At 65.6% G+C, this 24,259-nt stretch carries 25 protein-coding genes and 3 pseudogenes; 16 read left to right on the forward strand and 12 right to left on the reverse strand.

What is annotated here, in order from left to right:
- Window positions 1-108 precede the first annotated feature (108 nt).
- From IPJ78_18960 to IPJ78_18975, 4 genes are all read right to left on the reverse strand, one after another.
- Window positions 109-1,143 carry a MoxR family ATPase gene (locus IPJ78_18960; GenBank protein MBK7908614.1) on the reverse strand — a complete coding sequence of 345 codons (1,035 nt, stop codon included), beginning with the start codon at window positions 1,141-1,143 and terminating at the stop codon, window positions 109-111.
- An 88-nt stretch (window positions 1,144-1,231) separates the two neighbouring features.
- Window positions 1,232-1,801 carry a hypothetical protein gene (locus IPJ78_18965; GenBank protein ID MBK7908615.1) on the reverse strand — a complete coding sequence of 190 codons (570 nt, stop codon included), beginning with the start codon at window positions 1,799-1,801 and terminating at the stop codon, window positions 1,232-1,234.
- 12 nt (window positions 1,802-1,813) lie between these two features.
- Window positions 1,814-2,293 carry a hypothetical protein gene (locus IPJ78_18970; protein MBK7908616.1) on the reverse strand — a complete coding sequence of 160 codons (480 nt, stop codon included), beginning with the start codon at window positions 2,291-2,293 and terminating at the stop codon, window positions 1,814-1,816.
- Complete coding sequence (locus tag IPJ78_18975; protein MBK7908617.1) at window positions 2,286-2,885, reverse strand: sigma-70 family RNA polymerase sigma factor; 600 nt, start codon at window positions 2,883-2,885, stop codon at window positions 2,286-2,288. Before IPJ78_18975 ends, IPJ78_18970 begins: the two co-directional genes overlap by 8 nt.
- Window positions 2,886-3,862: 977 nt before the next feature.
- On the opposite strand from IPJ78_18975, the gene IPJ78_18980 reads away from it, so the two are divergent.
- From IPJ78_18980 to IPJ78_19005, 6 genes and pseudogenes are all read left to right on the forward strand, one after another.
- Window positions 3,863-4,555: a hypothetical protein gene (locus IPJ78_18980; GenBank protein ID MBK7908618.1), complete on the forward strand. Its 693-nt coding sequence runs from the start codon at window positions 3,863-3,865 to the stop codon at window positions 4,553-4,555.
- A gap of 42 nt (window positions 4,556-4,597) precedes the next feature.
- On the forward strand, window positions 4,598-4,831 hold the full coding sequence (locus tag IPJ78_18985) for a DUF2188 domain-containing protein (protein MBK7908619.1): 234 nt from the start codon (window positions 4,598-4,600) through the stop codon (window positions 4,829-4,831).
- Window positions 4,832-4,866: 35 nt separating this feature from the next.
- Entirely contained in the window at window positions 4,867-5,109 is a 243-nt protein-coding gene (locus IPJ78_18990; protein MBK7908620.1) for a hypothetical protein, read from the forward strand.
- Between the two features lie 439 nt (window positions 5,110-5,548).
- The gene (locus tag IPJ78_18995) at window positions 5,549-6,088 is read left to right on the forward strand and encodes a hypothetical protein (GenBank protein MBK7908621.1); all 540 of its coding nucleotides are present in this window, start codon (window positions 5,549-5,551) and stop codon (window positions 6,086-6,088) included.
- A 177-nt stretch (window positions 6,089-6,265) separates the two neighbouring features.
- Window positions 6,266-8,058, forward strand: a pseudogene (locus IPJ78_19000) (AAA family ATPase).
- A 221-nt stretch (window positions 8,059-8,279) separates the two neighbouring features.
- Window positions 8,280-11,066: pseudogene (locus IPJ78_19005) on the forward strand (class I SAM-dependent DNA methyltransferase).
- Window positions 11,067-11,365: 299 nt separating this feature from the next.
- On the opposite strand, the gene IPJ78_19010 reads toward IPJ78_19005, so the two are convergent.
- The 3 genes from IPJ78_19010 to IPJ78_19020 form a co-directional block, all read right to left on the reverse strand.
- Window positions 11,366-11,746, reverse strand: a complete 381-nt coding sequence (locus tag IPJ78_19010; GenBank protein ID MBK7908622.1) for a hypothetical protein — start codon at window positions 11,744-11,746, stop codon at window positions 11,366-11,368.
- 208 nt (window positions 11,747-11,954) lie between these two features.
- Entirely contained in the window at window positions 11,955-13,016 is a 1,062-nt protein-coding gene (locus IPJ78_19015; protein MBK7908623.1) for a methyl-accepting chemotaxis protein, read from the reverse strand.
- A 163-nt stretch (window positions 13,017-13,179) separates the two neighbouring features.
- A complete protein-coding gene (locus tag IPJ78_19020; GenBank protein ID MBK7908624.1) occupies window positions 13,180-13,968 on the reverse strand; it encodes a hypothetical protein in 789 nt (262 codons plus the stop codon).
- Window positions 13,969-14,265: 297 nt separating this feature from the next.
- Here IPJ78_19020 and IPJ78_19025 point away from each other — a divergent pair, with 297 nt between their 5' ends.
- From IPJ78_19025 to atpH, 6 genes and pseudogenes are all read left to right on the forward strand, one after another.
- Complete coding sequence (locus tag IPJ78_19025) at window positions 14,266-14,502, forward strand: AtpZ/AtpI family protein (protein ID MBK7908625.1); 237 nt, start codon at window positions 14,266-14,268, stop codon at window positions 14,500-14,502.
- A 516-nt stretch (window positions 14,503-15,018) separates the two neighbouring features.
- Window positions 15,019-15,849 (forward strand): F0F1 ATP synthase subunit A, encoded by an 831-nt coding sequence (gene atpB, locus IPJ78_19030; protein MBK7908626.1) that lies wholly within the window; start codon window positions 15,019-15,021, stop codon window positions 15,847-15,849.
- 202 nt (window positions 15,850-16,051) lie between these two features.
- Window positions 16,052-16,326 (forward strand): annotated as a pseudogene (gene atpE, locus IPJ78_19035) (ATP synthase F0 subunit C).
- Between the two features lie 128 nt (window positions 16,327-16,454).
- Entirely contained in the window at window positions 16,455-16,670 is a 216-nt protein-coding gene (locus tag IPJ78_19040) for a hypothetical protein (GenBank protein ID MBK7908627.1), read from the forward strand.
- Window positions 16,642-17,025 carry a F0F1 ATP synthase subunit B gene (gene atpF / locus IPJ78_19045; GenBank protein ID MBK7908628.1) on the forward strand — a complete coding sequence of 128 codons (384 nt, stop codon included), beginning with the start codon at window positions 16,642-16,644 and terminating at the stop codon, window positions 17,023-17,025. Before IPJ78_19040 ends, atpF begins: the two co-directional genes overlap by 29 nt.
- A gap of 90 nt (window positions 17,026-17,115) precedes the next feature.
- A complete protein-coding gene (gene atpH / locus IPJ78_19050) occupies window positions 17,116-17,565 on the forward strand; it encodes an ATP synthase F1 subunit delta (GenBank protein ID MBK7908629.1) in 450 nt (149 codons plus the stop codon).
- Between the two features lie 128 nt (window positions 17,566-17,693).
- Here the strand turns inward: atpH and IPJ78_19055 are convergent, their stop codons facing one another.
- On the reverse strand, window positions 17,694-17,921 hold the full coding sequence (locus IPJ78_19055; GenBank protein MBK7908630.1) for a DUF433 domain-containing protein: 228 nt from the start codon (window positions 17,919-17,921) through the stop codon (window positions 17,694-17,696).
- Between the two features lie 232 nt (window positions 17,922-18,153).
- Here IPJ78_19055 and IPJ78_19060 point away from each other — a divergent pair, with 232 nt between their 5' ends.
- Complete coding sequence (locus IPJ78_19060) at window positions 18,154-18,381, forward strand: DUF433 domain-containing protein (protein MBK7908631.1); 228 nt, start codon at window positions 18,154-18,156, stop codon at window positions 18,379-18,381.
- Between the two features lie 11 nt (window positions 18,382-18,392).
- Entirely contained in the window at window positions 18,393-18,590 is a 198-nt protein-coding gene (locus IPJ78_19065; protein MBK7908632.1) for a hypothetical protein, read from the forward strand.
- Window positions 18,591-18,915: 325 nt separating this feature from the next.
- Here IPJ78_19065 and IPJ78_19070 read toward each other — a convergent pair whose 3' ends face one another.
- Window positions 18,916-19,773: an IS3 family transposase gene (locus IPJ78_19070; protein MBK7908633.1), complete on the reverse strand. Its 858-nt coding sequence runs from the start codon at window positions 19,771-19,773 to the stop codon at window positions 18,916-18,918.
- 418 nt (window positions 19,774-20,191) lie between these two features.
- Here IPJ78_19070 and IPJ78_19075 point away from each other — a divergent pair, with 418 nt between their 5' ends.
- Entirely contained in the window at window positions 20,192-21,010 is an 819-nt protein-coding gene (locus IPJ78_19075; GenBank protein ID MBK7908634.1) for a hypothetical protein, read from the forward strand.
- A 1,499-nt stretch (window positions 21,011-22,509) separates the two neighbouring features.
- Here IPJ78_19075 and IPJ78_19080 read toward each other — a convergent pair.
- The 3 genes from IPJ78_19080 to IPJ78_19090 are packed head-to-tail and all read right to left on the reverse strand — an operon-like array spanning window position 22,510 to window position 23,458.
- Entirely contained in the window at window positions 22,510-22,914 is a 405-nt protein-coding gene (locus IPJ78_19080; GenBank protein ID MBK7908635.1) for a hypothetical protein, read from the reverse strand.
- Window positions 22,911-23,081 (reverse strand): hypothetical protein, encoded by a 171-nt coding sequence (locus IPJ78_19085; protein ID MBK7908636.1) that lies wholly within the window; start codon window positions 23,079-23,081, stop codon window positions 22,911-22,913. Before IPJ78_19085 ends, IPJ78_19080 begins: the two co-directional genes overlap by 4 nt.
- Window positions 23,078-23,458: a hypothetical protein gene (locus IPJ78_19090; GenBank protein ID MBK7908637.1), complete on the reverse strand. Its 381-nt coding sequence runs from the start codon at window positions 23,456-23,458 to the stop codon at window positions 23,078-23,080. The genes IPJ78_19085 and IPJ78_19090 overlap by 4 nt, the downstream gene beginning before the upstream one ends.
- A gap of 255 nt (window positions 23,459-23,713) precedes the next feature.
- Between IPJ78_19090 and IPJ78_19095 the strand changes: the two genes are divergently transcribed.
- Entirely contained in the window at window positions 23,714-24,178 is a 465-nt protein-coding gene (locus tag IPJ78_19095) for a 4Fe-4S binding protein (GenBank protein ID MBK7908638.1), read from the forward strand.
- Window positions 24,179-24,259 lie beyond the last annotated feature (81 nt).

The raw sequence follows: 24,259 nt of genomic DNA on the forward strand, positions 1-24,259 counted from the left end.
GAGAGTACCGTCACCGGCCGAGCACGGCAACCTTCCCACGCAACGGAAAAGGGGGGCGGGATGCGCCTTGCGCATCCCGCCCCCCTCGAATCCCGCGTGAAATCGGCCTCAGCCCTTCCGGCCCCGTCCCCCGAGCGCCAGCACCTTCTCGATCCCGACTCCTTCCGCCTCCGCCTGGAAGTTCATCACCACGCGGTGTCGGAGGACCGAGAACGCGACGGCATCCACATCCTCGAGGTCGGGCACGCTGCGGCCGTCCATCGCCGCGCGGCTCTTCGCGCCCAACACAAGGTTCTGGCCGGCGCGCGGGCCGGCGCCGAACGAGACGTACTTCTTCACCAGCGCCGTCGCGCTCGGGTCGTCCGGACGCGTCGCGCGCGCCAGGCCCACCGCGTAGCTCACCAGTGACGGCGGCGCCGGGATGCGGCGCACCAGGCGCTGCATCTCGCGGATGGTCTCCGCCGGGAGCACGGGCTTCACGTCGCCCTTCATCACGCCCGTCGTCGAGGAGACGATCATCTCCTCCTCGTCCACGCTCGGATAGCCCATCCGCAGCTCGTACATGAAGCGGTCGAGCTGCGCCTCGGGGAGGTGATACGTCCCCTCCTGCTCGATCGGGTTCTGCGTCGCGAGCACGAAGAACGGGTCGGGCAGGACGTAGGTCTTGCCGGCCACGGTCACCGTCTTCTCCTGCATCGCCTGCAGCAGCGCGGCCTGGGTCTTCGGTGGGGCGCGGTTGATCTCGTCGGCGAGCACGATGTTCCCGAACACCGGGCCCTTCGAGAAGATGAACGAGCGCTTGCCCGTCCCGTGGTCCTCCTCGAGCAGCTCGGTGCCGGTGATGTCGCTCGGCATGAGGTCGGGCGTGAACTGGATGCGCGAGAACTCCATGTCGAGCGCCTGCGCGATGGTCTGGATCAGCAGCGTCTTCGCCAACCCCGGTACGCCCACCAGCAGCACATGGCCGCCGCCGAGGATGGCCGAGATCATGTTGTCGACGATCTCGTGCTGCCCCACGATCCGCTGGCCGATCTGCGCCGCGATCTCGCCACGCGCCTTGGCGAGGCGGGCGAGCAGCTCGAGGTCACGCTGGTCTGTCTGGGTCTGCTGGGACACGGGACTCCGGTGCGGATGGTCGCTCATCCTACGGCGACCGGGAATCTAACGCTGGAATCCCGGCGCGCGACGAGGGGCAGGGCAGGTCCACCCCGCCCCCCGGCGCCCCGGCCCCTCACGCCGCCATCGCCCGCCGATCCATCTCCGTCCACCGGATGAACCGGTGCCCATCCGCCTCCCGGAACGTCCGCACCTTGCGCAACGTGGTGTGCCCGTTGCTCGACCCGTCGTCGTTGGTGTTGCCCTCCACCGTGAGGCAGGTGTGCTCGTTCTGCTCGTGCACCCGCTCCTCGCCCAGCACGCCGACGACGATCCCGGTGTGGATGAAACGCTGCCGCGTCCGGCTGTAGAGCAGGAAGACGTCCCCGACATAGGGCTCGAGGCGCAGCGCGCCGTGGTCGCGGGCCGCCCGCGCGAGGGCCTCGCAACTCCCGGTGGCGGGCAGGGGCCAGCTCGACCGCCGCGTGAGGTGATCGTAGTGCGCCGCGTGGCCCACGTGGTGCACGAACGCCGCGCACCAGGGCTGACCCGGCGGGAGGGAGACGCCACGGAGGAAGTGCTCCACCATCTGGCCGCGGTTGTCGCCGCCTTGCTCTCTCACGCCGATGAAGGCGTTGGCGGCTGCGACGAGGAGGGCCGGGATGAGCGGGACCTGGCCGGCGCGGTACGAAGGACGCGTGAGCATGGCGGACTCGGGTCAGGGGGTGGGCTGTGCGGGGACGGCGGGCGCGACGAAACCGTCCGTAGGCTTGGGGAAGAAGTTGGGCTGGATCAGGTCATCCCAGATGATCGTGCCGAGCGACAGGACGACGACGTAGATCATGAACGCCCAGAAGGCGATCGAGATGATCCGTCCGATGCTCCAGCGTGAGCGCTTCGGTGCGGGCGCCGCGGCGGGGGCCTCAGGCCGCTGCGGGAACCCGGTCCGCTTCTGGAACTCGGCCCAGGCCCGTTCCCACTCGCCCTCGGGGCGCGGATGCCGCTCGATGTAAGGCGGCACGCTCCAGGTGAGGAGCAGTGGAGCGGCCAGCTCCAGGAAGGCCGGGTCCTCCTTGAGGCGCTTCTTGACGGCCGCGGCGCGCGCGGGGCTGAGCTGCCCGTTGAGCAGGCGCGTGATGAGCTCGATCTCGTCCATGTCGTCGCGTTCGTCGAGCACGGCGTTCGTGTGGTCAGTCATTGGTGTCGCCTCCTTCGGGGTTGGGGAGCAGGTGGGGTCGCACGTCTTCGATCCGGAAGCCGGCGCGGATGAACGCGGTCTTGAGGTCCTGAATGGCCAGGTGCATGTGCTTGTTGACCGTGCCGACGCTGAGACCGATCGCGGCGGCGACCTCCTGGTACGTGTAGCCGGATTCCTTCACGAAGAGGATGACCTCGCGTCGGCGCGGCGGCATGGCGGCGATCGCGAGATCGACCACATCGGCGGCAGAGTCGCCGTACGCGATCGGCTCCATCGCGACCGCCACCTGCCGCTCGAGCTCCTCCTCGGCGTCCTCCATGGTCACACTCACCCGGCTCACGCGGAGCGCGTCGAGGACGGCGTTGTGCACCGCACGCATGAGGTACGCCTCGGTCCGTTGCTCCGGCCGCAGGAGATGCCACCGGGTCCACGCATCCGCCGCCGCCTCGGCCGCCGCGTCGTACGCCGAGTCGGAATCGAGGAAGCGCTCAGCGTACGCGATCATGGGCACGTGCACGGCGCGGTAGATGTCGACGAACTGTCGTTCGAGGTCGGACGCGAGTGCCGTGTCGGGTGGCGGTACGACGGCCACGAGGTGCTGCCGGCTTCTCGTGGGTTTGGATCCTGCGCGTTCCAGTCGCATGCGGGATTGGGTGAAGAGTTAGAAGCGAGGGCCTCTACTAGTTCAACGAACGAAGGGGTCACTTTCTATTAATGCCGGAATGACAGGAAAAACTCGCCATTTCGGCATTAATAGAAATTGCCCTGTTCGTTCGTTGTACTAGTAGAGGGATCAATCAGCCGATCACGCGTGAGTCCACCGCTGATCGCGCCAATGCCGCAGCGGCGAATCTGGAGCAGGACGCCGCCAGTTGCGAGGAAGGGACCGGAACCCGAGTCCGAACCACCGCCGCGCGAATCCCATGAGCCGCAGCGCGACTGCTCATGCGCAGCGAGGCGACCCCCACGAGCCAAGCGGACGCTCTCATGAGCCGCGAGGCGGATCTCATCGGCTACGAGGCGACTCCCGTGAGCTGCGAAGCGACTGCACTGAGCTATGAGGCGAGTGACATGTGCTGCGAAATGGGTGTGTTGCGGTGCGAAACGCGTGCTCTGAAGTGTGAAAATCGTGCTCTGCGCTGCGAGACGACCGCCATGCCCTGCGAGGAGACTCCGATGCGCTGCGAATCGATCGCCGGGGAGTGCGAAACGACTGCAATGGGCTGTGAGGCGCCGCCCATGCGCTGCGAATCGAGTCCAACGAACTGCGCGCCGACTGCTGAGGCGATGCGAGGCGACTCCAATGCGCAGCGCAGCGGCTCCTCCGAGCTGCGAGGCGACTCGGGGAAGCTGCGAGGCGACTCCATGGCACTGCAACGCGATCCCAAGGCACTGCGACGCGACTACAAGGCACTGCAACGCGACTTCGAGGCACTGCGACGCGACTCCGAGGCGCTGGAACGCGATCGCGAGCACGATCGGCGGTAGCGCGGAATCCGCCGCCCGTGGCGGACGCACGCGGGCGGGGGCAGGTCCATTGCGTCCACTCACAACCATCAGGAGGAGCAGATGATCGCCAGGCAGAAGCAGTTGCTCGAGACGTTCGTGCGGATACAGGCGTTCGCGGTGGCGCACCCGGTGACGGGTCCGCTGAGCTACGGCACCGCGCCGGAGATGCTGGGCGAGGTGGTGCCTCGCATCCGCGAGCACGCCAGCATGCAGCTCACCGGCCGCGCGCGCAGCCGCGCGGAGCGGCACGTGCAGGCGAAGCTCGTCAAGCAGTTGATCGTGCGGCACATGCGCCCGATCGCGGCGATCGCGCGCGCGCAGTTCGGCTCGGACATCAACGAGCGCATGCCGGTGGCGATCCAGATGCCGCCGGCCGGCCTCGGGGTGACGAAGGTCCTCCAGGCGTGCGACAGCATGATCACCGCGGCGCGGCCGTTCGAGGCCGTGTTCATCGCCAACGGCCTGCCGGCGGACTTCCTCGCCCGGTGCATCGCCGTGCGCGACGAGCTCGAGGGCATGCTCAGCGACCGGGCCGCGATGGTCGGGGCGCACGTGGGCGCTCGCGCGGGTCTGGCGGTGGAGATCCGTCGCGGCCGAAACGCGGTCGACCGGCTGGACGCCGTCGTGAAGGCGGCGTTCGACGGCGACGAGGAGACGCTCGCCAAGTGGCGCGCCGCCAAGCGCGTCCACCAGATCCCCGGTCCGTCCGCCGAGCGCGGGTCGGATGCGGTCCCGGTGCCGCAGGCGGCGTAGGACCATCAGTACCCACAACACCCATCACCACGAGGAGGACAGATGAAGCGAGGGGGAGGCGTGCACACCGTGCCCGCGGCGAGCGGCACGGGCTGGTGGAACAAGGTCAGCGGCCGCGTGGCGTCGAAGCACCGGCGCAAGGCGGAGGCGGTGGCCGCGGGCCGCGAGATCGCGCGCGGGCTGCGCGTGGAGCACACGATCCACCGCGAGGACGGACAGATCGCGGAGAAGAACTCGTACGGGAACGACCCGTGCCCGCCCAAGGATGGGCGGTAGGGTCGCGCTGGCCACTTCAATTCACAGGAGGATGGATGGCGGAGCCGAAGCGTAGGGCGAGTGATGCGGCAGGGAAGCCGCGCGGGGTGCGGGCGCTGCTGGGCGCGGCGATCGCGATGGTGGGGGCGCTGGCGACGGTGCATCCCGCGAACGCGCTGCTGGTGGCGCTGAGCGAGGCGGTGCCGAAGTTGGCGGAGACGTTGCCGCCGGTGATCACGGCGTGCGGCGCGCTGCTGGCGGCGATGAGTGATCCGCCGGATATGGGGCGGAGGAAGTAGCGGGACTGCGGGAGAACGACGGGGCGGTCAGCGGCGTGGGTGCCGTTGGCCGCCTTGTCGCTTCCGGCTGATTGGATCGCGGGTCCGATGCGAGCGGGGTAGAGGTGAGCACGTTGGGAGGCCGCATCCGCCTTCCGGGCTGCTGCGGAAGCAACGGCATGTTGGCTGCATTGCATATCAAGTCGAGCGACGATGCGGCGGAGCGTGCGCGCTCCTTGGGGCTCCCAGCGTGGATCGAGGGCAGAGGGGTGCGGTGTGCTCGCGAACGGCGCCATAGCCGTGTCGCGGGTTCAGCGGTAAGAGGTATCGCTGCAGAGCTTGCAGGGTGGAAGGCAAGGAGGGTAGGTTCTCGTCCAGGTGACTGCAGCGGTATGCGGATGTCCGAGCATCGCTGACGTGCAGGTGTCGAGAGTCGCGGACCTGAGGCCTCCAGCAAATCATGGCAATCGAGTTCCGAGGTTGGTGCTCTCGACTTCACGTCGGACAACTGGCGATTATCTGGATTGTGCTCGTTGTGCTCGCCGCGAGCGCCTGGTTCACGCTTCCGCTCGTCCACGAGTGGCGAGTTGCCGTGCACGAGGAGCAGGTCGAGCGCTTCTCGGACAATCTATCGGCCTGCCGGGCCCGAATCGTTGCAACGATTCCACTAGGAGAAATTGCGGAGAAACTGGGGCAGTTCGACCCGCCATCGAAGTTCATCGAAAGAGCCTCCATGCGCCCACCTGTCTTCTGGGACAGCATCCGCGTCGCCAACACGAACAGTCGGGATTCCATGCTCACCGAACTTGGCCCTCGCGCAGAAGCAGTGATGCTGGCTAGGGCCGCCATCGATAGCCAAGTTGGAGTATGTATCGACGAGAGCTACGTCGGCGAAGAGCCGTCGGTGAAACCGTTCGAATCTGCATTTCTCCTAATAGCTGCGAGCTGCCTAGCGTTCGGACTCATCGTCTCGTGGTTCTGGTTTGGTCGTCGGGGCTAGAGTGGAGATGCGGAGCTCGTTGCGATCACCGCCTAGCGACAGTTGGCGCAGGCAGCCGCCCACCAGCACTCAATGGAAACGGTCTCATCACAACTTGACGATTGCGGGCGCAAAACGACGCAGCGCGGACCGGCGCCCGCATGTACCCTTCACGCAGACTAGGAGCTAGCACTCCCAATGCGCTTACACCGAATCCGCATCGAAGGGTACAAGCGTATCGAGTCTGCCACAGTAATGTGCGGCGATGCGACCTTCCTAATTGGTCCGAACAATTCGGGCAAGACTTCAGTCCTTACAGCGCTCTCGCACCTACTCTCGCCACAGAAGCGTATCTCGGACGTTGAGTACTATAGCGTTCGGGACGATGTCACTGGTGAACAGAAGACGCTCTCGAACCGGATCGTGCTCGAGGGCGAGTTTCGGAATGTGCCAGTGGAAGCTAAGTCGTGGAGAGGTTTCAAAGGTCGTGTCCTTGAGTATGCCGCTGGGGACACAGGCGAGGAAGCGGTTGTGTCTGACCTATCGCAAGACATACGAGCTGGGCAAGGATGTTCTCGTGGAAGTGAGGAGCAGGACCCGAACCATTGCGCCGCAGTTCGAGGACATCAAGACTCCCCAGGACCTTGTCGATCGCGGAATCGAAGTTGCGGCCGTGCAGGGGCTCTTCCCCGATCTTTCGAAGAAGTTCTCCGCTACCACGCGACCGCTGCTTGAAGAGCTGGACGAGATATGGAGTGTCGGCGAGGACGAAATTTGGTTCCAAAATCCCGGAGGAATTCCACAAGTTGTCCTCGCACGACTGCCTCGCTACGTGTTGATTCCGGCAGGAGACTCAAGCCACGAGATTGCGGGCGGTGGCGTCCTCTCGAAGACCCTCAACGAGCTCTTTGAAGACGTGCGCGGGGCCTCGGATAACTATAGGAAGGCGCAGGAGTATCTGGACGCTCTGGCGCACGAAATGGATCCAGAGGACGCCGCGTCGGAGTTTGGCAAGATGCTCGCAGAGCTGAACGCGGTTATATCAAGCGTCTTTCCCGAATCCGAGATTCATGCGAGGGCGGACCTGAGTGATCCGGACAAGTCGCTTAAGCCCACCTTTTCGGTGGAACTGTCAAGCAATATTCGAACTCCGGTCGATCACCAAGGCACAGGAATGGTGCGAGCTGCCGTGTTCGGTGTGCTTCGCTTTCGGCAACGCTGGGTGGCGAAGCGAGAGGACAAAGGGAGCGCTCGGTCACTCATCATCGGCTTCGAAGAGCCGGAGATCTACCTGCACCCCGGCGCAGCCAATCAGATGCGCGATACCATCTACGAACTCCGGGCACGATTCGCAGATCATCGCCACCACGCATTCGCCGTTCTGATTGACCTGTCACGCAAACCGCGACAGGTGCTGAACCGTTTTGCAGTGGCAGGGGAGCAATCAGGTGCAAGCCTTCTCGGTCACGGAGGCATTTGCGGCTCTGCACGATGAAGACAAGGACTACGTCAAGATGCTGCTGCGGGTCGACGACTACATCGCGCGGGTCTTTTTCACCAGGCGCGTCGTGGTGGTTGAAGGCGACACCGAAGACATCGTCATCCGTGAGACGCTGAAGCGGCTCGACCCTGCTGCGCGTCAGCTTGTTCTGTCAAACACAGAAGTCATCAAGGCGCGCGGCAAGGCATCCATCATTGGATTGGCGCGCTACTTGAAGGCCCTGAGCATCGACCCATTTGTGATTCACGACCTCGACTCTGCTACTCCAGGAGCCGCGCAGTTCAACGAGCCGATCCGGAAGATTGTTGGCGACGATAGTGTGGCGAGGCTAACCGAGTGCGTTGAAGACGTACTTGGATACCCCGCGCCTGCGAGTGAGAAGCCGTTTACCGCTTTCAGGGAGACCTGCAAGTGGGGGCCGCTTTGGGGCGACGTGCCCTCGAAGTGGCGTGACGTGATGACTCGCGCATTTGATCCACCCGATCAGTAGCTGCCAGAAAGGATCATGAAGTGGCCCAGGTTCTTCGGACAGCCCGCTCGTCTACAGAGCGGGCTGTCCGACGAAGCGGGGCCACTTCTGTTCGTCAGATCGCCGGTCGGCGAAGCCCTCAGCCCGCGCACGGCGGCGGCCCGCACAGTACGTAGATTGTTCCGCGGACCCTGGATCCCTTGCCAGTTCCGCCCATCAAACCCGAGCGAGGTCCGCCGTAGATGCGTCTTTCGTGGAATGAGATCCGTGTTCGCGCAGCCGAGTTCGCACGTGAGTGGGCGAACGACGGGTATGAGAAGGGACAGACTCAGCTGTTCTATCGAGATTTGTTCGAGGTCTTCGGCGTCCCCGTAAAGCGTGTCGCGAGCTTTGAAGAGCCGGTGAGAAACCTCGGCGAGAGGCGCGGCTACATCGACCTGTTCTGGAAGGGCAAGCTCCTCGTCGAGCAGAAAGCGCTGGACGCGACCTTAAGGCAGCCAAGATTCAGGCCCTCGACTACTTCCCGGGCCTGAAGGACGCTGACCTTCCGCGATACATCCTAGTGAGTGACTTCCAGACCTTCGAACTGTTCGACCTAAACGAGGATGAGCACGCGTGCTTTTCGTTGGAGGAGCTGCCGCGCCACGTCGAGAAGTTTGGGTTTCTGATTGGAGTGGAGAAGCACACGTTTCGCGACCAAGACCCCGTCAACATTCGCGCGGCCGAGATTGTAGGCAGACTCCATGATGTGCTCGAGAAGGACGGCTACACCGGCCACGATCTGGAGAAGTTCTTGGTGCGGCTCGTCTTTTGCCTATTCGCCGATGATACCGGGATCTTCGAGCCGCGCGACAGCTTTCTCGACCTAGTCGAGTCGCGCACACGCAGCGACGGCACTGACCTCGGCCCGTGGCTAGCGCAGCTCTTTCAGGTACTGAACACCCCTGAGGACAAGCGCGCTGCGAAGCTGGATGAGAATCTCGCGCGGTTCCCATACGTGAACGGCCAGCTCTTCGACGGGCCGCTCACAATCCATCGTTCGACACGAACGGGCGCCGGTGCTACTCGACGCCTGCGACTTCGATTGGTCGGAGATCTCCCCGGCTATCTTCGGCTCGCTCTTTCAGTCCGTCATGGATCAAGAGGAGCGGCGCGCTCAGGGCGCGCACTACACGACAGAGAAGAACATCCTCAAGGTCATCCAGCCTCTCTTTCTCGATGGGCTGCTCGCTGAGTTCAGCGCACTGAAGAAGCGCAAGGACAACAGGAAGCGCGCTGATTTGGCCGCGTTCCAGTCGCGCTTGCGGGCGCTGACCTTCCTCGATCCCGCTTGCGGTTGCGGAAACTTCCTTATCATCGCATACAGGGAGCTGCGCCTACTCGAGATGTCCGTTATCAGCGAGATTCGCACTCTCGTGGCTGCAGATCAGATGGAGTTGGACGCAAGCATTCTGTCGCTCGTGGACGTTGACCAGTTCTACGGGATCGAGATTGGCGAGTTCCCGGCGCGCATTGCGGAAACCGCGCTTTGGATGATGGATCACTTGATGAACAACCGACTGAGTCTCGAGTTCGGGAAGTCCTTTGTCCGCATCCCACTCAAGAAGTCGCCGCACATCCACAATGCTGACGCTCTCGCGACCGACTGGAACGCTGTTCTCGCACCGACGGAGTGCTCGTTCCTTATGGGCAATCCGCCGTTTATCGGTTCGAAGTTCCAGTCCTCGGTGCAGCGAGAGCAGGTGCGAACGCTCGCCGCGCTCGGCGGTGCCGGGGGATCGCTCGATTTCGTCTGCGCTTGGTTCGTGAAGGCTGGGCAGTATATGCAGGGAGTGTCGATTCGAACGGGCTTTGTCGCGACAAACTCGATTACTCAGGGCGAACAGGTGGCGCAGTTGTGGCCCCTGCTGTTCGATCGCTTCAAGCTCGAGATCGCCTTCGCTCACCGCACGTTCGCATGGGGATCGGACGCTCGCGGGAAGGCACACGTTCACGTGGTCATTCTGGGGCTCTCGCTGGCTTCCCAAGCTCCGGCGAGGCGACGCCTTTTCTCCTACGACGACATAGACGGTGATCCTGTGGAGACCCAGCACACGGCGCTTTCTCCCTACCTGTTTGACGCATCGCGGCTCTCGAATCCGCACCTCGTTGTTTCAGAGGCCGCGAGATCGTTGAATGGGCTACCTGCCCTACTCAGCGGCACTCAGCCGATCGACGACGGCCAGTACATCTTCGATGGGGCGGAACGCGCTGCATTCCTCGCGATCGAGCCCAAGGCAGCCGCATTCCTGCGCCCGTTCATCGGCGCCCGGGAGTACCTCAACGGCGGTGAACGATGGATTCTAGATCTCCGCAACGCAGCGCCCGCGGAATTGCGACAGATGCCACACGTTGTAGAGCGGATGCGGGCAGTCAGATCGTTTCGCGCCGCCAGCGAGCGCGCCAGCACGAGGGCGCTTGCCGACTTTCCAGCAAAGTTCAATGTAGAGGTCGTCCCCGACTCGGCGTTTCTCGTCGTCCCGGAGGTGAGCTCTGAGCGACGGGAGTACATCCCTCTTGCGTGGCTCGAGCCACCGGTCATACCCAGCAACAAGGTCCGCATTCTCACGCATGCGCAGCACTGGCAGTTTGCGCTGCTCACGTCGGCTATGCACATGGCATGGGTTCGCCATGTCAGCGGTCGACTCAAAAGCGACTTCCAGTACGGCATCGGGGTGGTCTACAACACCTTTCCCATGCCCGCGCGGCCTATCCCTGAGATTGAAGAGACTCTCACACTGTTAGCGAAGGCAGTGCTGGATGCTCGAGCGAAGCATGCTGGGGCATCGTTGGCTGACCTGTACGATCCCGACTTCATGCCCGCTACTCTTCTCAGGGCGCACCGGACCTTGGATAGGGCTGTCGACAAGCTGTACCGCCCCACTGCCTTCAAGTCCGATCGTGAGCGCGCTGAGTTTCTCCTCGCCGCGTATGAGAAGTTGACGGCGCCGCTCCTGACGACTCAACGCACAGCTCGGAGGCACAGGTAGCGGCGTCGTGCAGATGAGGAAGGGTCGAGGAGTTGAACTGCCCCGGGTTCTCCGGCGGCTGGGTGGCTGTGTACCAGGCCGCGCGGGCGACCCGGGGCCGATGGTGGTGATGGTCCCTAGCCGGCGATGCAGTGCTAGCCTGACAGTTATCTGAGTGGGGTGGTGAAGGCCTGTGTGCCTCGAGTGCGACCCGTAAGTCACCCTCGCGACTGGCGTATCCGTGCCCACAACAAACAAGGGCGACCCGCATCGCAGGCCGCCCGGTCTCGCTTCTCCATTCGACCTTCACCCTTCCGCTGTCATGCTCCGTTAGCGCGCAGCGACAACGAAATCCGCCCGCTGCTCCGTCCGATAGTTCCTGCTCTCCAACGTCGCCACCGCCGTGTACTTCCCCGGCAGCGCGCCTCCCACTCCTCATCGAACCGAAGCGCATCACTCGCGCGCAGCACGCGGTTCTGCATCGCCTGCGTGAAGAGCCGCCCCTCGCTCCAGCGCCACACCTCGCGTCCGAGCGAGTCGAGCACCACGAGATCGTGCGTGCGGCCGTCGGCGAAATCCACCTCGAGCTTCTTCTTCCCTCCGTTCACCACCGCGAAGTCGAAGTGCACTTCCTCTTCCACGCGCACCGCAGTGCGTCGCCACCAACGGCTTCGACGGATCACGCGCGTCGAGCGCTGCATCTCGTCGCGCGATCGACTCGTTGCGCGCACGCGGACCGCACGCGAACGCGAGCACGGCAGAGGCGAGCAGAGTGAAGGGGACCTTGGCGATCATGGCGGGGCGTCTCGATCGGCGTTCTGGACATACAGATGCGGGCGACATCCGCTGTCCAACATTGCGACTCGAACTTATCAACACCATGACGATTCGTCAAATCGGAGGTAACGGCTAAGTGGCTCTGGAATCGCCACTTGGACTCCGGTCACGAATCTGACGCCCTCCGCGGCTGCGGTGTGGATACCGCTGTTCGGGGTGTGTTCGGGATTTCGGGTGCTGCGACGGACGCGCATCGCCCGGCAGCGTGAACGTCGCCACCATCGCCCGCGTCATCGACGTCTGCCCATGCAGCTCCTCCGCCGCCGCCGCGGTCTCCTCGGCGTGCGCGGCGGTGTCCTGGCCCGCGGCACTGAACCGGTCCACGCCGTCGCTCAGCGACTCGAGCCCACGGGCCTGGTCGTCGCTCGCCCGTGCGATCCCCGCCACCAGCCCCTCCAGCACGGTCACCTGCTCGCCGATCGCGGCGAACCGCTCCACCGCCTCGCGCGTGTTCGCGGCCCCGGCGCTCGCGCGGTCCACGCTCTCCTGGATCAGGTCCCCCGTCTGCCGCGCCGCCTGCGCCGCGCGCATGGCGAGCGCGCGCACCTCGTCCGCCACCACCGCGAAGCCGCGGCCGGCGTCGCCCGCCCGCGCGGCCTCCACCGCCGCATTCAGCGCCAGCAGGTTGGTCTGGAACGCGATGGCGTCGATGTCCTTCACGATCCGGGCCGAGGCGAGCGCCGAGCGCTCGATCTCGGCGACCGCCGCGGCGAGACGCGTGATGGAGGCTTCGCCCGCCTCGCGCCCCGCGGTGGCGAGCGCGGTCGCCTGGGCGGCGCGCCCCGCCTGTTCGGCGACACCGTTGGCCGCGGCCGACGACACATGGATGCTCGACGTCATCTCCTCCACGCTCGCCGCCTGCTCGCTGGCGGTGCGCGCGAGCAGCTGGCTCGCCTCGGCGATCTGCTCGGCGGCGGTGGAGACCTGGTCGGTCGCCTGCTGCACCTCGGTGAGCGCGCCGCTCAGGGCGTCGGCGGCGGCGTTGACGGCGTCGCGGATGCGGCCATGGTCGCCCGCGAAGTCGCCGGTGACGCGGGCGGTGAGGTCGCGGGCGGCGATGCGCTCGAGCACGGCGGTGGCCTGCTGCACGGGGAGGACGACCGCATCGAGCGTCGCGTTGAGGCCCTCGACCATGGCGGCGTAGCGGCCATGGACAGTGGCCGCGTCCCCGCGGGCGGCGAGGTCGCCCGCGCGCGGCGGCGGTGAGGGCGCGTGGTGGTGGCGCAGACCTCGTCGATGGCGGGGCGCGCGCGGTCGTAGCTCGCGACGGTCTCGGCGGTGCGGGCGATGATGGAGTTCACCGAGAGCGCGACCTCGGCGATCTCGTCGTCGCCGTCCACCGGCTCCTGAGTGACGCCGAGCGCGACGGCGCGGTCGGTGGCGCCATCGGCGAGGGCTTCCATGGCGGCGCCGAGGGCGTGCACGGCGCTCGACTCGAGCTGAGCGACGCGCAGGGCGACGCGGTGCGCGGTGTCGGCGATGCGGCCGGCGAGCCAGAGCCCGAGGACCATGAGGACGATCGGCACCGCGAGGGCGACGGTGCCCATGATCCAGGAGAAGCGAGCGAGCCGGGCGGCCGATTCCTGCTCGGTGCGCGTGGCGGTGGCGGCGATGAGGTCGCCGAGCTGCTCGACGGCTGCTCGAGGGCGGCGAAGTCCTGCAGGAAGCCGGGGAGGTCGCCGCTGCGGCCGGCGACGATGCCGTCGGCGGAGGCGAGGTAGCGGTCGAGCACCGGCGTGACGGCGGCGACCGCGGTGCTGATGGCGGGGTCCGTGGTCCCGCGCATGCCGGTCACGGACTCGCGCATGCGCGCGGTGTGCTCGGCGAGTTCCGTCCGCGTTCCCTGGAGGGCGGTGGCGTCGGTGTCGCGGGTGGCGAGGATGGCGGCGAGGACGTCGGCGCGGATGGCGTCGTGCATCATGTCCACGTCCATCTGCTGGCGCTGCAGCCGGGTGCCGGCGACGAGGGCGGCAGCGCTGCGCTGGCCGGCGCGGAGGCCGGTGAGTCCGGCGGCGGCGACGAGGAGGGTGCCGAAGACACCGACGGCGGCGAGGCCGGAGAGCTTCCGGCGAAGGGTCCAGCGCATGGGGTGATTCCGGTCTGGCGCGAACGCGCCGAGTACGTCTTTCGACGCGGTGCCCGGAGGGACTATTCCGCGAGGGCACGAAGGGTGCCTTTCGCTAGTGTCGGGCCGGGGTCCGAGAAGGTGAGTTCCGCCCCTCAGGACCGGGTGGGCGCGTCGCTTGCGCTTTTTTTCACAAGCTCCTAGAATTCGAGGCTGGAATGGCCGAATCCCCCCGCTCGTCCGAAGGGCCCGAACCGCGGCCCGAGGTGCCTCTGCCGGAAGCGCTGGCGAGGTTGGAGGGCGGGGTCGGCCCGCTCGATGGGGGCGGCCGGACGGTACGCCTGTCTGGGGATCCAGTTCGCGGCCTCGATCGTCGTCTTCCTCTACGCTGGGCAGTGGTTGGACCGGAGGTTGGGGACGGCGCCGATCTTCCTGTACGTGGGCGTCTTCACGGGCGCCGGTGCGGCCTTCTACTCGATGTACCGGAACCTCATGGCCGACCAGAAGCGCGACGAAGCGGCAGCGCGGGCCAAGCGGGAGCGGCAGCAGCAGTGAAGCGGGGCCTCCTGTTCGCCGGCCTCGCGGCAGTGGTCATCTTCGGCGGGGCCTGGGGCATCACTGCCCTGAAGCCCGGGACGGAGCTGGCCAAGGCGGTGTGGAGCAGCGCGGTCATCGCGTTCGGGGTGCAGCTCGTCTCGTACGCGGTCGCCAAGCCCTTCGTGAAGTCCAATCCGATCGCCGGATGGGGCTTGGGGTCGCTGATGCTTCGCGGTGGTGATGGTGCATGCCTTCGTCGGGATCCCGGCGCTGGGGTTGGCCTCCGGGCCGGCCTCCTGAGCCTGGTCGGATTCCTGTTCGTCACGATGATCGTCGAGCCTCTCTTCCTGCAATCGCGAAGACCGGATCGTTCCGCCTGCTGGCCCCTCTCGCCGCCGTCCTCCTCGCCGTCGCGCCCCTGCGCGCGCAGGAGACGCACGCGGCGCCCCAGACCACCGCCGTCGCGGACTCCGCGGCACGCCAGCCGCCCCGGCCGCGCGACCATGCGGCGCCCGCCGGCCGAGGCCGGGCCCGGTGGACATCATCACGCCGCACATCACCAACTCCGGACCACATCGAGTTGCCGTACTGGAAGTTCCGTTCTTCAAGGAGTACGCGCTGCCGCACTGGGCGCCGATCCATGTCGGGCCGCTCGAGATCGACCTCTCGCCGAGCAAGCATGTGGTGTTCCTGTGGATCGGCGCGGCGCTGCTCTTCGTGGTGATGTTCTCCGTGGGCCGGGCGCACAAGAAGGCCGCGCTCCGCAACGATCCGCCGAAGGGCTTCGCGAACGCGATCGAGTCGATGATCCTCTACATCCGCAACGAGGTCATCCTCCCGAACGTGGGGCACCATGGCGAGGGCTTCGTGCCCTACCTGCTCACGGCGTTCTTCTTCATCCTCACGCTCAACCTGCTGGGCCTGGTGCCCTACGGCGCCACCGCGACGGGCAACATCTCGGTGACGGCGATGCTCGCGATCATGACCTTCGTGACGGTCGAGATCGCCGGCATGCGCGCCAACGGCCTCGGCTACCTGAACACGATCTTCTACTGGAACAACGACCTGCCGATGGTCATGCGGCCGATGATGTTCCTCATCATGACGCCGGTCGAGATCATCGGGAAGCTCACGAAGCCGTTCGCGCTCGCGATACGTCTCTTCGCGAACATGACCGCCGGTCACATCGTCGTGCTCGCGCTCATGGGCCTGATCTTCACGTTCGGCAACCTCATCAGCGGCGCGCCGCTGATCATGGCGGTGCTGATCATGGTGCTCGAGCTGTTCGTCGCGTTCCTGCAGGCGTTCATCTTCACGTTGCTGTCCTCGGTGTTCATCGGGCAGATCCGCGAAGCGCATCACTGAGATGAAGGCTGAAGGTTGAAGGATGAAGGTGTTGGGCCGGAGACTGAGGTCGGGAGCGGTGAACTTTCATCCTTCCACCTTCAACCTCCATCCGTAGTTCGGCGAATGCCGGACGAATCCCGCTGGGCGAAAGCCCGTTGGCGGGGAGCGACCACCCGGTCGCGCAGGTCAATCGCAGGACACACTCTCAAGGGTTCTTCCAATGGCGTTCTTCCCGTTCTTCCAGGCCGCGGCTGAGACCGTCGCCAACAACAACCAGGGTCTTTCGCTCATCGGTGCCGGTCTCGGCGCCGGCCTCGCCGTGTTCGGCGCGGGCATGGGCATCGGTCGCATCGGCGGCCAGGCGGTCGAGGCATGGCGCGTCAGCCCGAGGCGGCCGGCAAGATCCAGACGGCGGCGCTGATCCTCGCGGCGCTCATCGAAGGTGCGGCGCTGTTCGGCGTCGTGGTGGCGTTCCAGATCCAGGGCAAGTTCTAAGTGCTTGGCGTGACCGCGGCGGCTTTGCCGCCGCGGTCGCGCCTGCGCGATGCAGGCTGAAGGCTGAAGGATGAATGCGGGGTGGCCGCACAGCGCCTCGCTCACGACTCAATACCTCCCCTCTACACATGCGCTCTTCGCTGCTTGTTCTTGCCCTGCTCTCGCTGACCGCTGCTCCGGCCTTCGCGGCCGAGGCGGGCGCGAAGCCCAGGCTGCTCGATCCGCACCTCGGCCTGATGACGTGGACGATCATCGTCTTCGTCCTCCTCCTGGGCCGGGCTCTGGAAGTTCGCGTGGGGCCCGATCCTCGAGGCCGTGAACGGTCGCGAGCAGGCGCTCCGTGACGCGATGGCCGCCGCCGAGCGCGATCGCGCCGAGGCCGCCAAGCTCGTCGCCGAGCAGAAGGCGGCGATCGAGGCCGCGCGCACCGAGGCGCAGCGCTACATCGCCGAAGGGCGTGCGACGGCCGAGGCGATGCGCGGCGAGATGCTGGAGGCGACGCGCACCCAGCAGGCCGAGCTCCTCGAGCGGGCCCGCAAGGAGATCGAGAGCGAGAAGTCGAAGGCGATCGACGAGCTCCGCAAGGAAGCCGTGGACCTCGCGCTCGCCGGCGCCGGCAAGCTCATCGGGCAGAAGCTCGATGGCGCGTCGGACCGCGCGCTCGTGGAGCAGTACCTCGGCTCGCTCGGAGCCAAGTGATGCGCGACACCTCGATCGCGCGCAACTACGCCGAGGCCCTGCTCGCCCTCGCCCCGCAAGGCGAACGACACGGCCGGCTGGGGCGCGACGGTGAGCGCCCTCGGCGACGCGGTCGAGCGTGACGCCACGCTGCGGCACTTCCTCGAGGCGCCGCAGGTGAGCGCCACGCAGAAGACCGCCGTGCTCGGCAAGGCGCTCGCCGGTGCCGCGCCGCACTTCGTGCGGTTCGTGCAGAAGCTGGTGACCAATCGCCGGCAGATGCTCCTCCCCGAGATCGCGGTGGAGTACCACAACCTGCTGGACGAGGCCGAGGGGCGGGTGCATGCGCGGGTGACGGTGGCGCGCGAGTTCGACGCGGCCACGCGCGAGGCGATGACCGCGGCGCTCGGCAAGGCGCTCAAGAAGACGGTGGTGCCGCACGTGACGGTCGATCCGCGGATCCTCGGCGGGGTGGTGGTGCGCGTGGGGGACACCGTGATGGACGGGTCGGTGAAGCGTCGGCTGGGGCGGTTGCGGGATCGGTTGATCGCGGCGCGGTAGGGGTCGCGGAGTGTGGAGAGGGGCGCCTGACCAGAGTGGTCGGGCGCCCCTTCGTATTCGAGCAGCTTTCGCGGGTAGGTCCTACGACTGTTCGTTCCAGGCGGCGTCATCGCCCCAAGGGCGCATGCTCAGGAAGGAATCGGTGGAATGCGATCGCGCGCGATCGCCGCTGCGAACGCCAACGCTGCGCGAATATGGAGCGGCGTGAGGGATGGGTACTCAGCGAGGATGGTCGCTTCGGTCTCGCAGGAAGCAAGACTGTCCAGGATCACGTGGACGGGAATCCGCGTCTCGCGGATGCAGGGCTGTCCGCCCTGCCGTCCTGCGTCGATGGTGATGTGCTCGCGCCAGTCCATCCGGGGCCTCCTGGGGTCGTCTCGAAATCTCCGTGATCTCAGCGCCAACGGTAGCGCCGCTTCCCTGCGCGGCCCGGCGCGAACTGGCCGCGTGCTGCCCGAAGCGTCGCCATGATCGGCTCATACCGCGTGAAGCGACCCGCCCAAACACCGTGCCGCGGCTGAACCAGTCATCCTCCAGACGCCACCTGACTGAGTGGCGGTCTGTGGATTAGCGCCCCATAATCTTCATATGGACCTCCTCGCCCGAATCTCCGTGGACCCCGAAGTCCGCTTCGGAAAGCCGTGTGTGCGCGGCACGCGCATCTCGGTAGGTGAGGTGTTGGGCCATCTTGCCTCTGGCATGTCAGAGGAGCAACTCCGCGCCGAGTTCCCGCAACTGGTGCATGAGGACTTGCTTGCGTGCTTCGCCTTCGCGGCGGAGCGTGAGCGTCGCCTGATGGCGATCCCGGCTGCGTAGTGGCGGTTCGGTTGCTGAAGGATGAGGACTTCTTCAGGCTCGGCGTGATTGGTGCCCCTCCGCCGAAGGTCGTGTGGCTGAACGGCGGCGGCGTCGTTGCCGCCGCCGTCGCGCCGGTCATGCAGCACATCGCTTCGGCGACCGAGGAGTTCGTTGAGCATCCGGGGCTCGGTTTCCTCGCGATCGGGGTTGGACCGCTGGTAGGCTAGCCCTGTTCGGTGCGGACGGCCGCGCGATGGGCCTGAGGCTGTGAGGCCGCAGAGCGCGCGCTCGGAACAATGCCGTTCCCGACTGGGTGGGTCCATGAAGCGGCCGCCGGGGCGGTAGAGGGATCGGATGTTCGCGGCGCGGTAAGAGTCGCGGGATGGGCAGCAGGGCATCCGACCAAGAGGGTCGCGTTTCCCGTCGTTGATGTGCAGCCGTGGCGGGTGAATCCCCCATCCGGCGAGCGCGGCGATTCGGGAAGAGGAATCCTCCGAGCACAGAGTTCGCCCTTGCGGAAATCGTGTCCCAGGTCAGTGGAGTTCCCAGCCTTTAGTGGACAGCGCGCCGCCGTCGATGATGCGCGGCCTCGAACTGCTCGGGGCTCACGCCCCCCAGATGGCTGTGGCGCCGAGTGGGGTTGTAGAAGTCTTTGATGTATGCTGCGATGTCCGCAAGGGCGAGCTCTCGGCTCGGATAGATGTGCTTCTTGATGCGCTCCTTCTTCAAGCTGCTGAAGAAGGACTCGGCGACAGCATTGTCCCAGCAGTAGCCCTTGCGACTCATGCTCGGCACCAGATGATTCGTGCGACAGAAGCGTCGCCACGCGTCACTGCCGTATTGGACGCCCTGGTCGGAGTGGATGAGCGTTCCGCGCGGGCGCCGCTGTTGCACGGCGACGAGGACGGCATCAAGGACGAGTTCCCGATGGATGGTCGGCGCGACGGCCCACCCCACGACTTTGCGCGAGAACAGATCCAGCACCACCGCGAGATACAGCCAGCCCTGCCAGGTGCGGATGTACGTGATGTCCGTCACCCACGCGACGTTCGGCCGCGTGACCGTGAACTGTCGTTTCAGAAGATGCGGCGTGAGGACCGCCGGCTTGCCGATGACCCAACGCCGAGTGCGATAGCCGTGCAGTGCGCGCAGGCCGTTCTCTCGCATGAGACGCGCCACGCGGTGCTTGCTGCACGTCTCTCCTTCCTCGCGAAGGTCCAGGAACACCCGCGGCGCACCGTAGACGCCCTGGCTGGCCGTGAAGGACGCGCGAATGAGGCGCAGGAGACGCTCGTCTTCGATCGCGCGATCTAAGCGCGGGCGCTGGAGCCACTCGTAGTATCCGCTCGACGCCACGCCCAACACGCGGCACATCGCTTCAGTGGCGAACTCCTTTCGATGTGCCTTCATGAACTCATACTTCGATCTGACGCTTCCTGGTTTGGGCTTCGCGGACACTGGTTCCCCTTCTGGCAGAGGTAATAGACATAAGCAGTCTCCACCAAAGGCTGGGAACTCCAGATCGATTCTGAGGAGATGAGAAGCGCGAGCATGGGCGCGTACTCGGACGGGACCGACAACGGTCGCTCGACGAGCGGGCGCCAGGCATCGATCGGCACGATCACAGTGTGGTTGCTCGACAGGCATTGCGAGGTCGCGTACCTCGCAACAGCTTATGAGAGAACCCCGCCCCCACTCGGATATCTCGGAGGATCGGATGAGCAGGAACTTTCGATGGGTTCGCATCGTCGGTGCCGCATCCTCGGTGCTGGTCAGCGCGTGTGCGGACGACGCTCCAGTGGCTCCGCGTGTGAGCACAGCTCAGCTAGTGGCCGCGCTGACGCCGGACGTCGCTGCTCAGCTCGACGAGAACGGACACTTCGTGTTCGACGCACCGATCGGTAGCGACGTTCCTTGGATTACCGAGACTCGAGCGCGCGAGCTGGCGGCCGCTTACTGGTTCTCGTTCGGGCACGACCTTAGGGTCTATGCGAGCAACGACCGTGGAGCGCCAGTAGCGGCGAACCTCGCCGTCTGCGAGCGAGCGCATCTCGCGGAGTCCGGATACGACCCGTTTCCCGAGAACCTGCATCCCGGCTACCGACATGCCTGGGGTGCGTCCTGGGTAGTGGGACTGTGCAGCGGGTCCGAACAGCAGGTCGCGATTGCCGTGTCGGTTGAATTGACTAACATGGTCATCAACGCATCCGGCTTCGTTGACGGGGTACAGTCCGGCGACTTCTTCAGTACGGGGGTGAAGCCCGGCACCACCATTCCCGCAGCGCCGGAGTACGCAGCTGTCCTGACGGCCAACCGTTCGAAGGTACTTGTCAGTGACATCCCTCGGTTGCGGCGGTTGGCGCAGCACGGGAGTCCGTTCACTGCGGTTTGGACGTTTCCGCTGAACTCGTCGGTACAGATTGCGGGGCTCGTCAGTGGGCGGGAGCGCTCGCGCTCGTACCTCTCGGTTGGGTGGTGGGACGATGAACGAGACTTGCGAATCTTGGACGCGAATCCGGATGATGCGGGCGAACCGCGCGAGGAGACAGTCAGCTTCCCGGTGAATGGCACACCAACCACAGTTACGATCACGCGGCGAGCTGACGTCCCGGTCCGCTGGGAACCGGTAGCGCGGAGGAATCCGTGATGTCCCTTCCTCGCCTCCTTGTGACCATAGGAGCCATCAGCGCACTAGCGATCGGGTGCGCGGGCATTTCGACACCACAGCGTCCGCCGAACATCGACCAGTCTGGCGGTCGTTGCCAAAGCCGCGGGTCGGTCAACTGGATTCAAACTGTCGGCGTCGTCCCCGGTGCCAACTTGATTCTCCCGGAGCAGTTGAGCACGTGCACGTACCAGCTTGGCACCGATTCCGCACCGTACAGGATCAACGCCGCGGTTCGGTTCAAGTTCCTCATTGCGGGGAACGCCAACCACGGCGTGGAGGGCCAGTCCTACTCGTTCACCACCAAGAACACGGCATACTCCGGCGGCGGTGCGCGCGCTGATACCGTTCAAGCTGGGGGTGTCTGGGCGCCGATTGCAGGCGGTGGCCTAAAGCAGGTCGGCGGGGTCTGGTTCGAAGAGTTCGAGTTGCCACTCGGAGTCAGTATTGGTTGGCCTGCTCAGTCCGGCAAGCTAGAGCGGGACAGTCTGGATATCCGATACTGGTCCCGAGTGAACAGAGCTGATGCCGTTCACGCGAGTGACTCGGGTGTGTACGTAGCGGCGACGGACGTGATTCTGGATGCCACGCCTGGGACTATCGGTGGCCCGAGCGGAGGGGCGGTCGGCACCGAGTCGGTCTGGCAGTTCGTGGCCGGATCGGACTCAATGGGATACCGATACGACTGGTACTGGAATGGGGTCCCTCAAACCACGTGGAAGGATTTCTATCTTGTCGCCGTCACACCTACGATCGCGGGAACCCACACACTTAGACTCGACCAGAAGCTGGTCGATACGACGTATACCATCGTACGGTACATCACCGTGCCTCTCGCCGTGGAGATTTTCGGGCCAGAGTATGTGATGCCGTGGGTCACGAACAGCTACACAGCCGGCGTGGCGCACGGAACTCCCTCGTACTCGTACACTTGGACCGTGAACGGTAGCTACTACGGCAGCGGTTCGAGCATCGTCACCCCAGCGTGGAATCAGCTCACCCAGCACCATCGAACTGAGTGTCACGGACGCAAACGGTGCTGCTGGCATCGCCAATCAACGGAACATCTTCGTGACCGACGGTGGATGCGACATCATCAACGACCCAGGTTGTAGCATCGAAGAGCGAGCACCCGCGACTGGCTCGAGTTCGACGAGAAAGCCTCCCGTGAATCGGCCGCTAGCCCGACCGACGACGCCGACGGTTCGGACAGGTCCAGAGGCCGTTAGACGGCCCTAGCTGGAGTCTGTAGCTCCTCGGTCCGCACGGACTGGGCGGGTTCTCGCGGACGTCGACGCGGCAGGAAGACCGCGCCTCGGCGCGAACGATGCAGATGTATGTCGCTAGTCTGAACTAGTCTTCGCCACGATCACACGAGCCCGCCGCTGGCCCTCAGCGACTGGAGTTCCCAGCCTTTGGTGGAGACTGCTAATGTCTACCACCAAAGGCTGGAAACGCCACTCCGGCGAGCCCGGGGCAATTCAGTGCTTCCCTCGGCGTTCGATCAGAATGTGAGCGATCAAGAGACTGCCCGCGAGAACGAGCCATCGCGCTCCGACATGCTCGACCATTGGGACAAGTCTCCTGACAGCGCCAGCGGTCAGCACCGCGACCGCCGCGACGGCTGCCACCGCCACGCCAGCGAATGAGCGGAACGACAGCGATCCGATCGTAGAGAGCCAAGCAGCCCCAGACGAACCTAGCAGGGCGACCAGAACCACATTGAGTCCAACTCCGTCTGCATCGAGCAGGAAGTCGATCCTCGCGCGAAGGTCCGGAGTCGGGGCAAGGACGGTGAACACCGCCACCAAGAAGACGAGCCCAAGCGCGGTTCCTACGCGCAGTCCCGCCATGACGGGTTCGCGATCGCGGACGATGGCAGTCATGGGTACCAGAACGCGCCGCGGATCATCTGTTGGTCGAGAGAGTCCTCTCCACCAGCGGTGGTGGCGCCTTGCGCCGCTGCTCCCCTGAGCGCGGTCTGAAGTGTGTATCCGGCGGAGCGCATGTAGATGCCCCACGCGAGGTTTCCGACGGCGTGCTTGTGCGTCATTCAGCCACCTCCTGCGTTGAAGAGGCTGCGATCCTTGAGGAGTCGTGTGAAGTCGAGCGCCCCTCGCGGGCGCAGATGGCTGCGATTGCCACGCGATTCGTGAAGACTGGAGCGTCGTCTGCCATCAGAACCGCGATGCGGTCGAAATCGGATTCTCGCTCGAGCACCTGATACGGAGTCGAAGACTCCTTGAGCGCGTAGTCCAACCGATAGGTCCGACCTCCGAGCTTGAGGAACCAGCGATCGGGCTCTCCGTTCACCACACGACTGATCTCCTTGCCATAGACGTCGTAAGTGATGTCATCGCGCAGTCCGAAAGGATCTGAATGGTTGACTTGATCTCCGCTTGAGTATCCGTAGAGATTGACGCCCCCCACTAATCCAATCGGGTCCATCTGCGTGGACAGCCCCTATTCGACACCCAAGACGACGCAGCCCCGCGGGCCCGGCCCCGTCGGTCCGTCGTCCACCGGCCCGTCCCTGCCCAAAGCTTGCTTTCGACCTCCTGCTCCGATAGACCCAGGCGAGGCTGGGCGGGTCCCCCGCGAACGGCGCGGAACGTTCGATTCCAGTCGCCGGCCGTCCAAGCCCCCCTTTGTCCTTTTCACCCCTTCACTCGTCAATTATCCGCGATGGCGCCTGACGACGGCGACCGGCTCGACCGGCGGGGGTTCTTCACGCAGGGACTGCAGCGCGCGCTCCGCGAAGCGGTGGACGCGCTGAGCGACCGCGTGGCGCCGGGCGTGCATGTCCGTCCGCCGGGGGCGTTGCCGGAACCGGCGTTCGTGGCGGCGTGCACGCGGTGCGGGGAGTGCGCGAGCGTGTGCCCTGTGCACGCGATCACGATGCTCCCGCCGTCGGCGGGGCTCGCGACGGGGACGCCGGTGCTCGACGTGGCCGCGACGGCATGCATCATGTGCGAGGGGATGCCCTGCGCGACGGCCCGCGACGCCGGCGCTGGAGGTGCCGGGGGCTGGCGCGATGTGCGGATGGCGGAGGTGATGGTCGACCAGGGGCGCTGCATCACCTGGCGCGACGTGGAATGCGGGATCGCTGCGGGTCTGCCCGGTGGGCGAGGACGCACTCAGGCTGGATGAGCGTGGCCGCCCCGTGGTGGGTGCGGCCTGTACCGGGTGCGGGCAGTGCATCGCGGCGTGCGTGACGACGCCGTCGAGCCT

This window comes from Gemmatimonadota bacterium, assembly GCA_016714015.1.
In the GTDB taxonomy this organism is placed as follows: Bacteria; Gemmatimonadota; Gemmatimonadetes; order Gemmatimonadales; family Gemmatimonadaceae; genus Pseudogemmatithrix.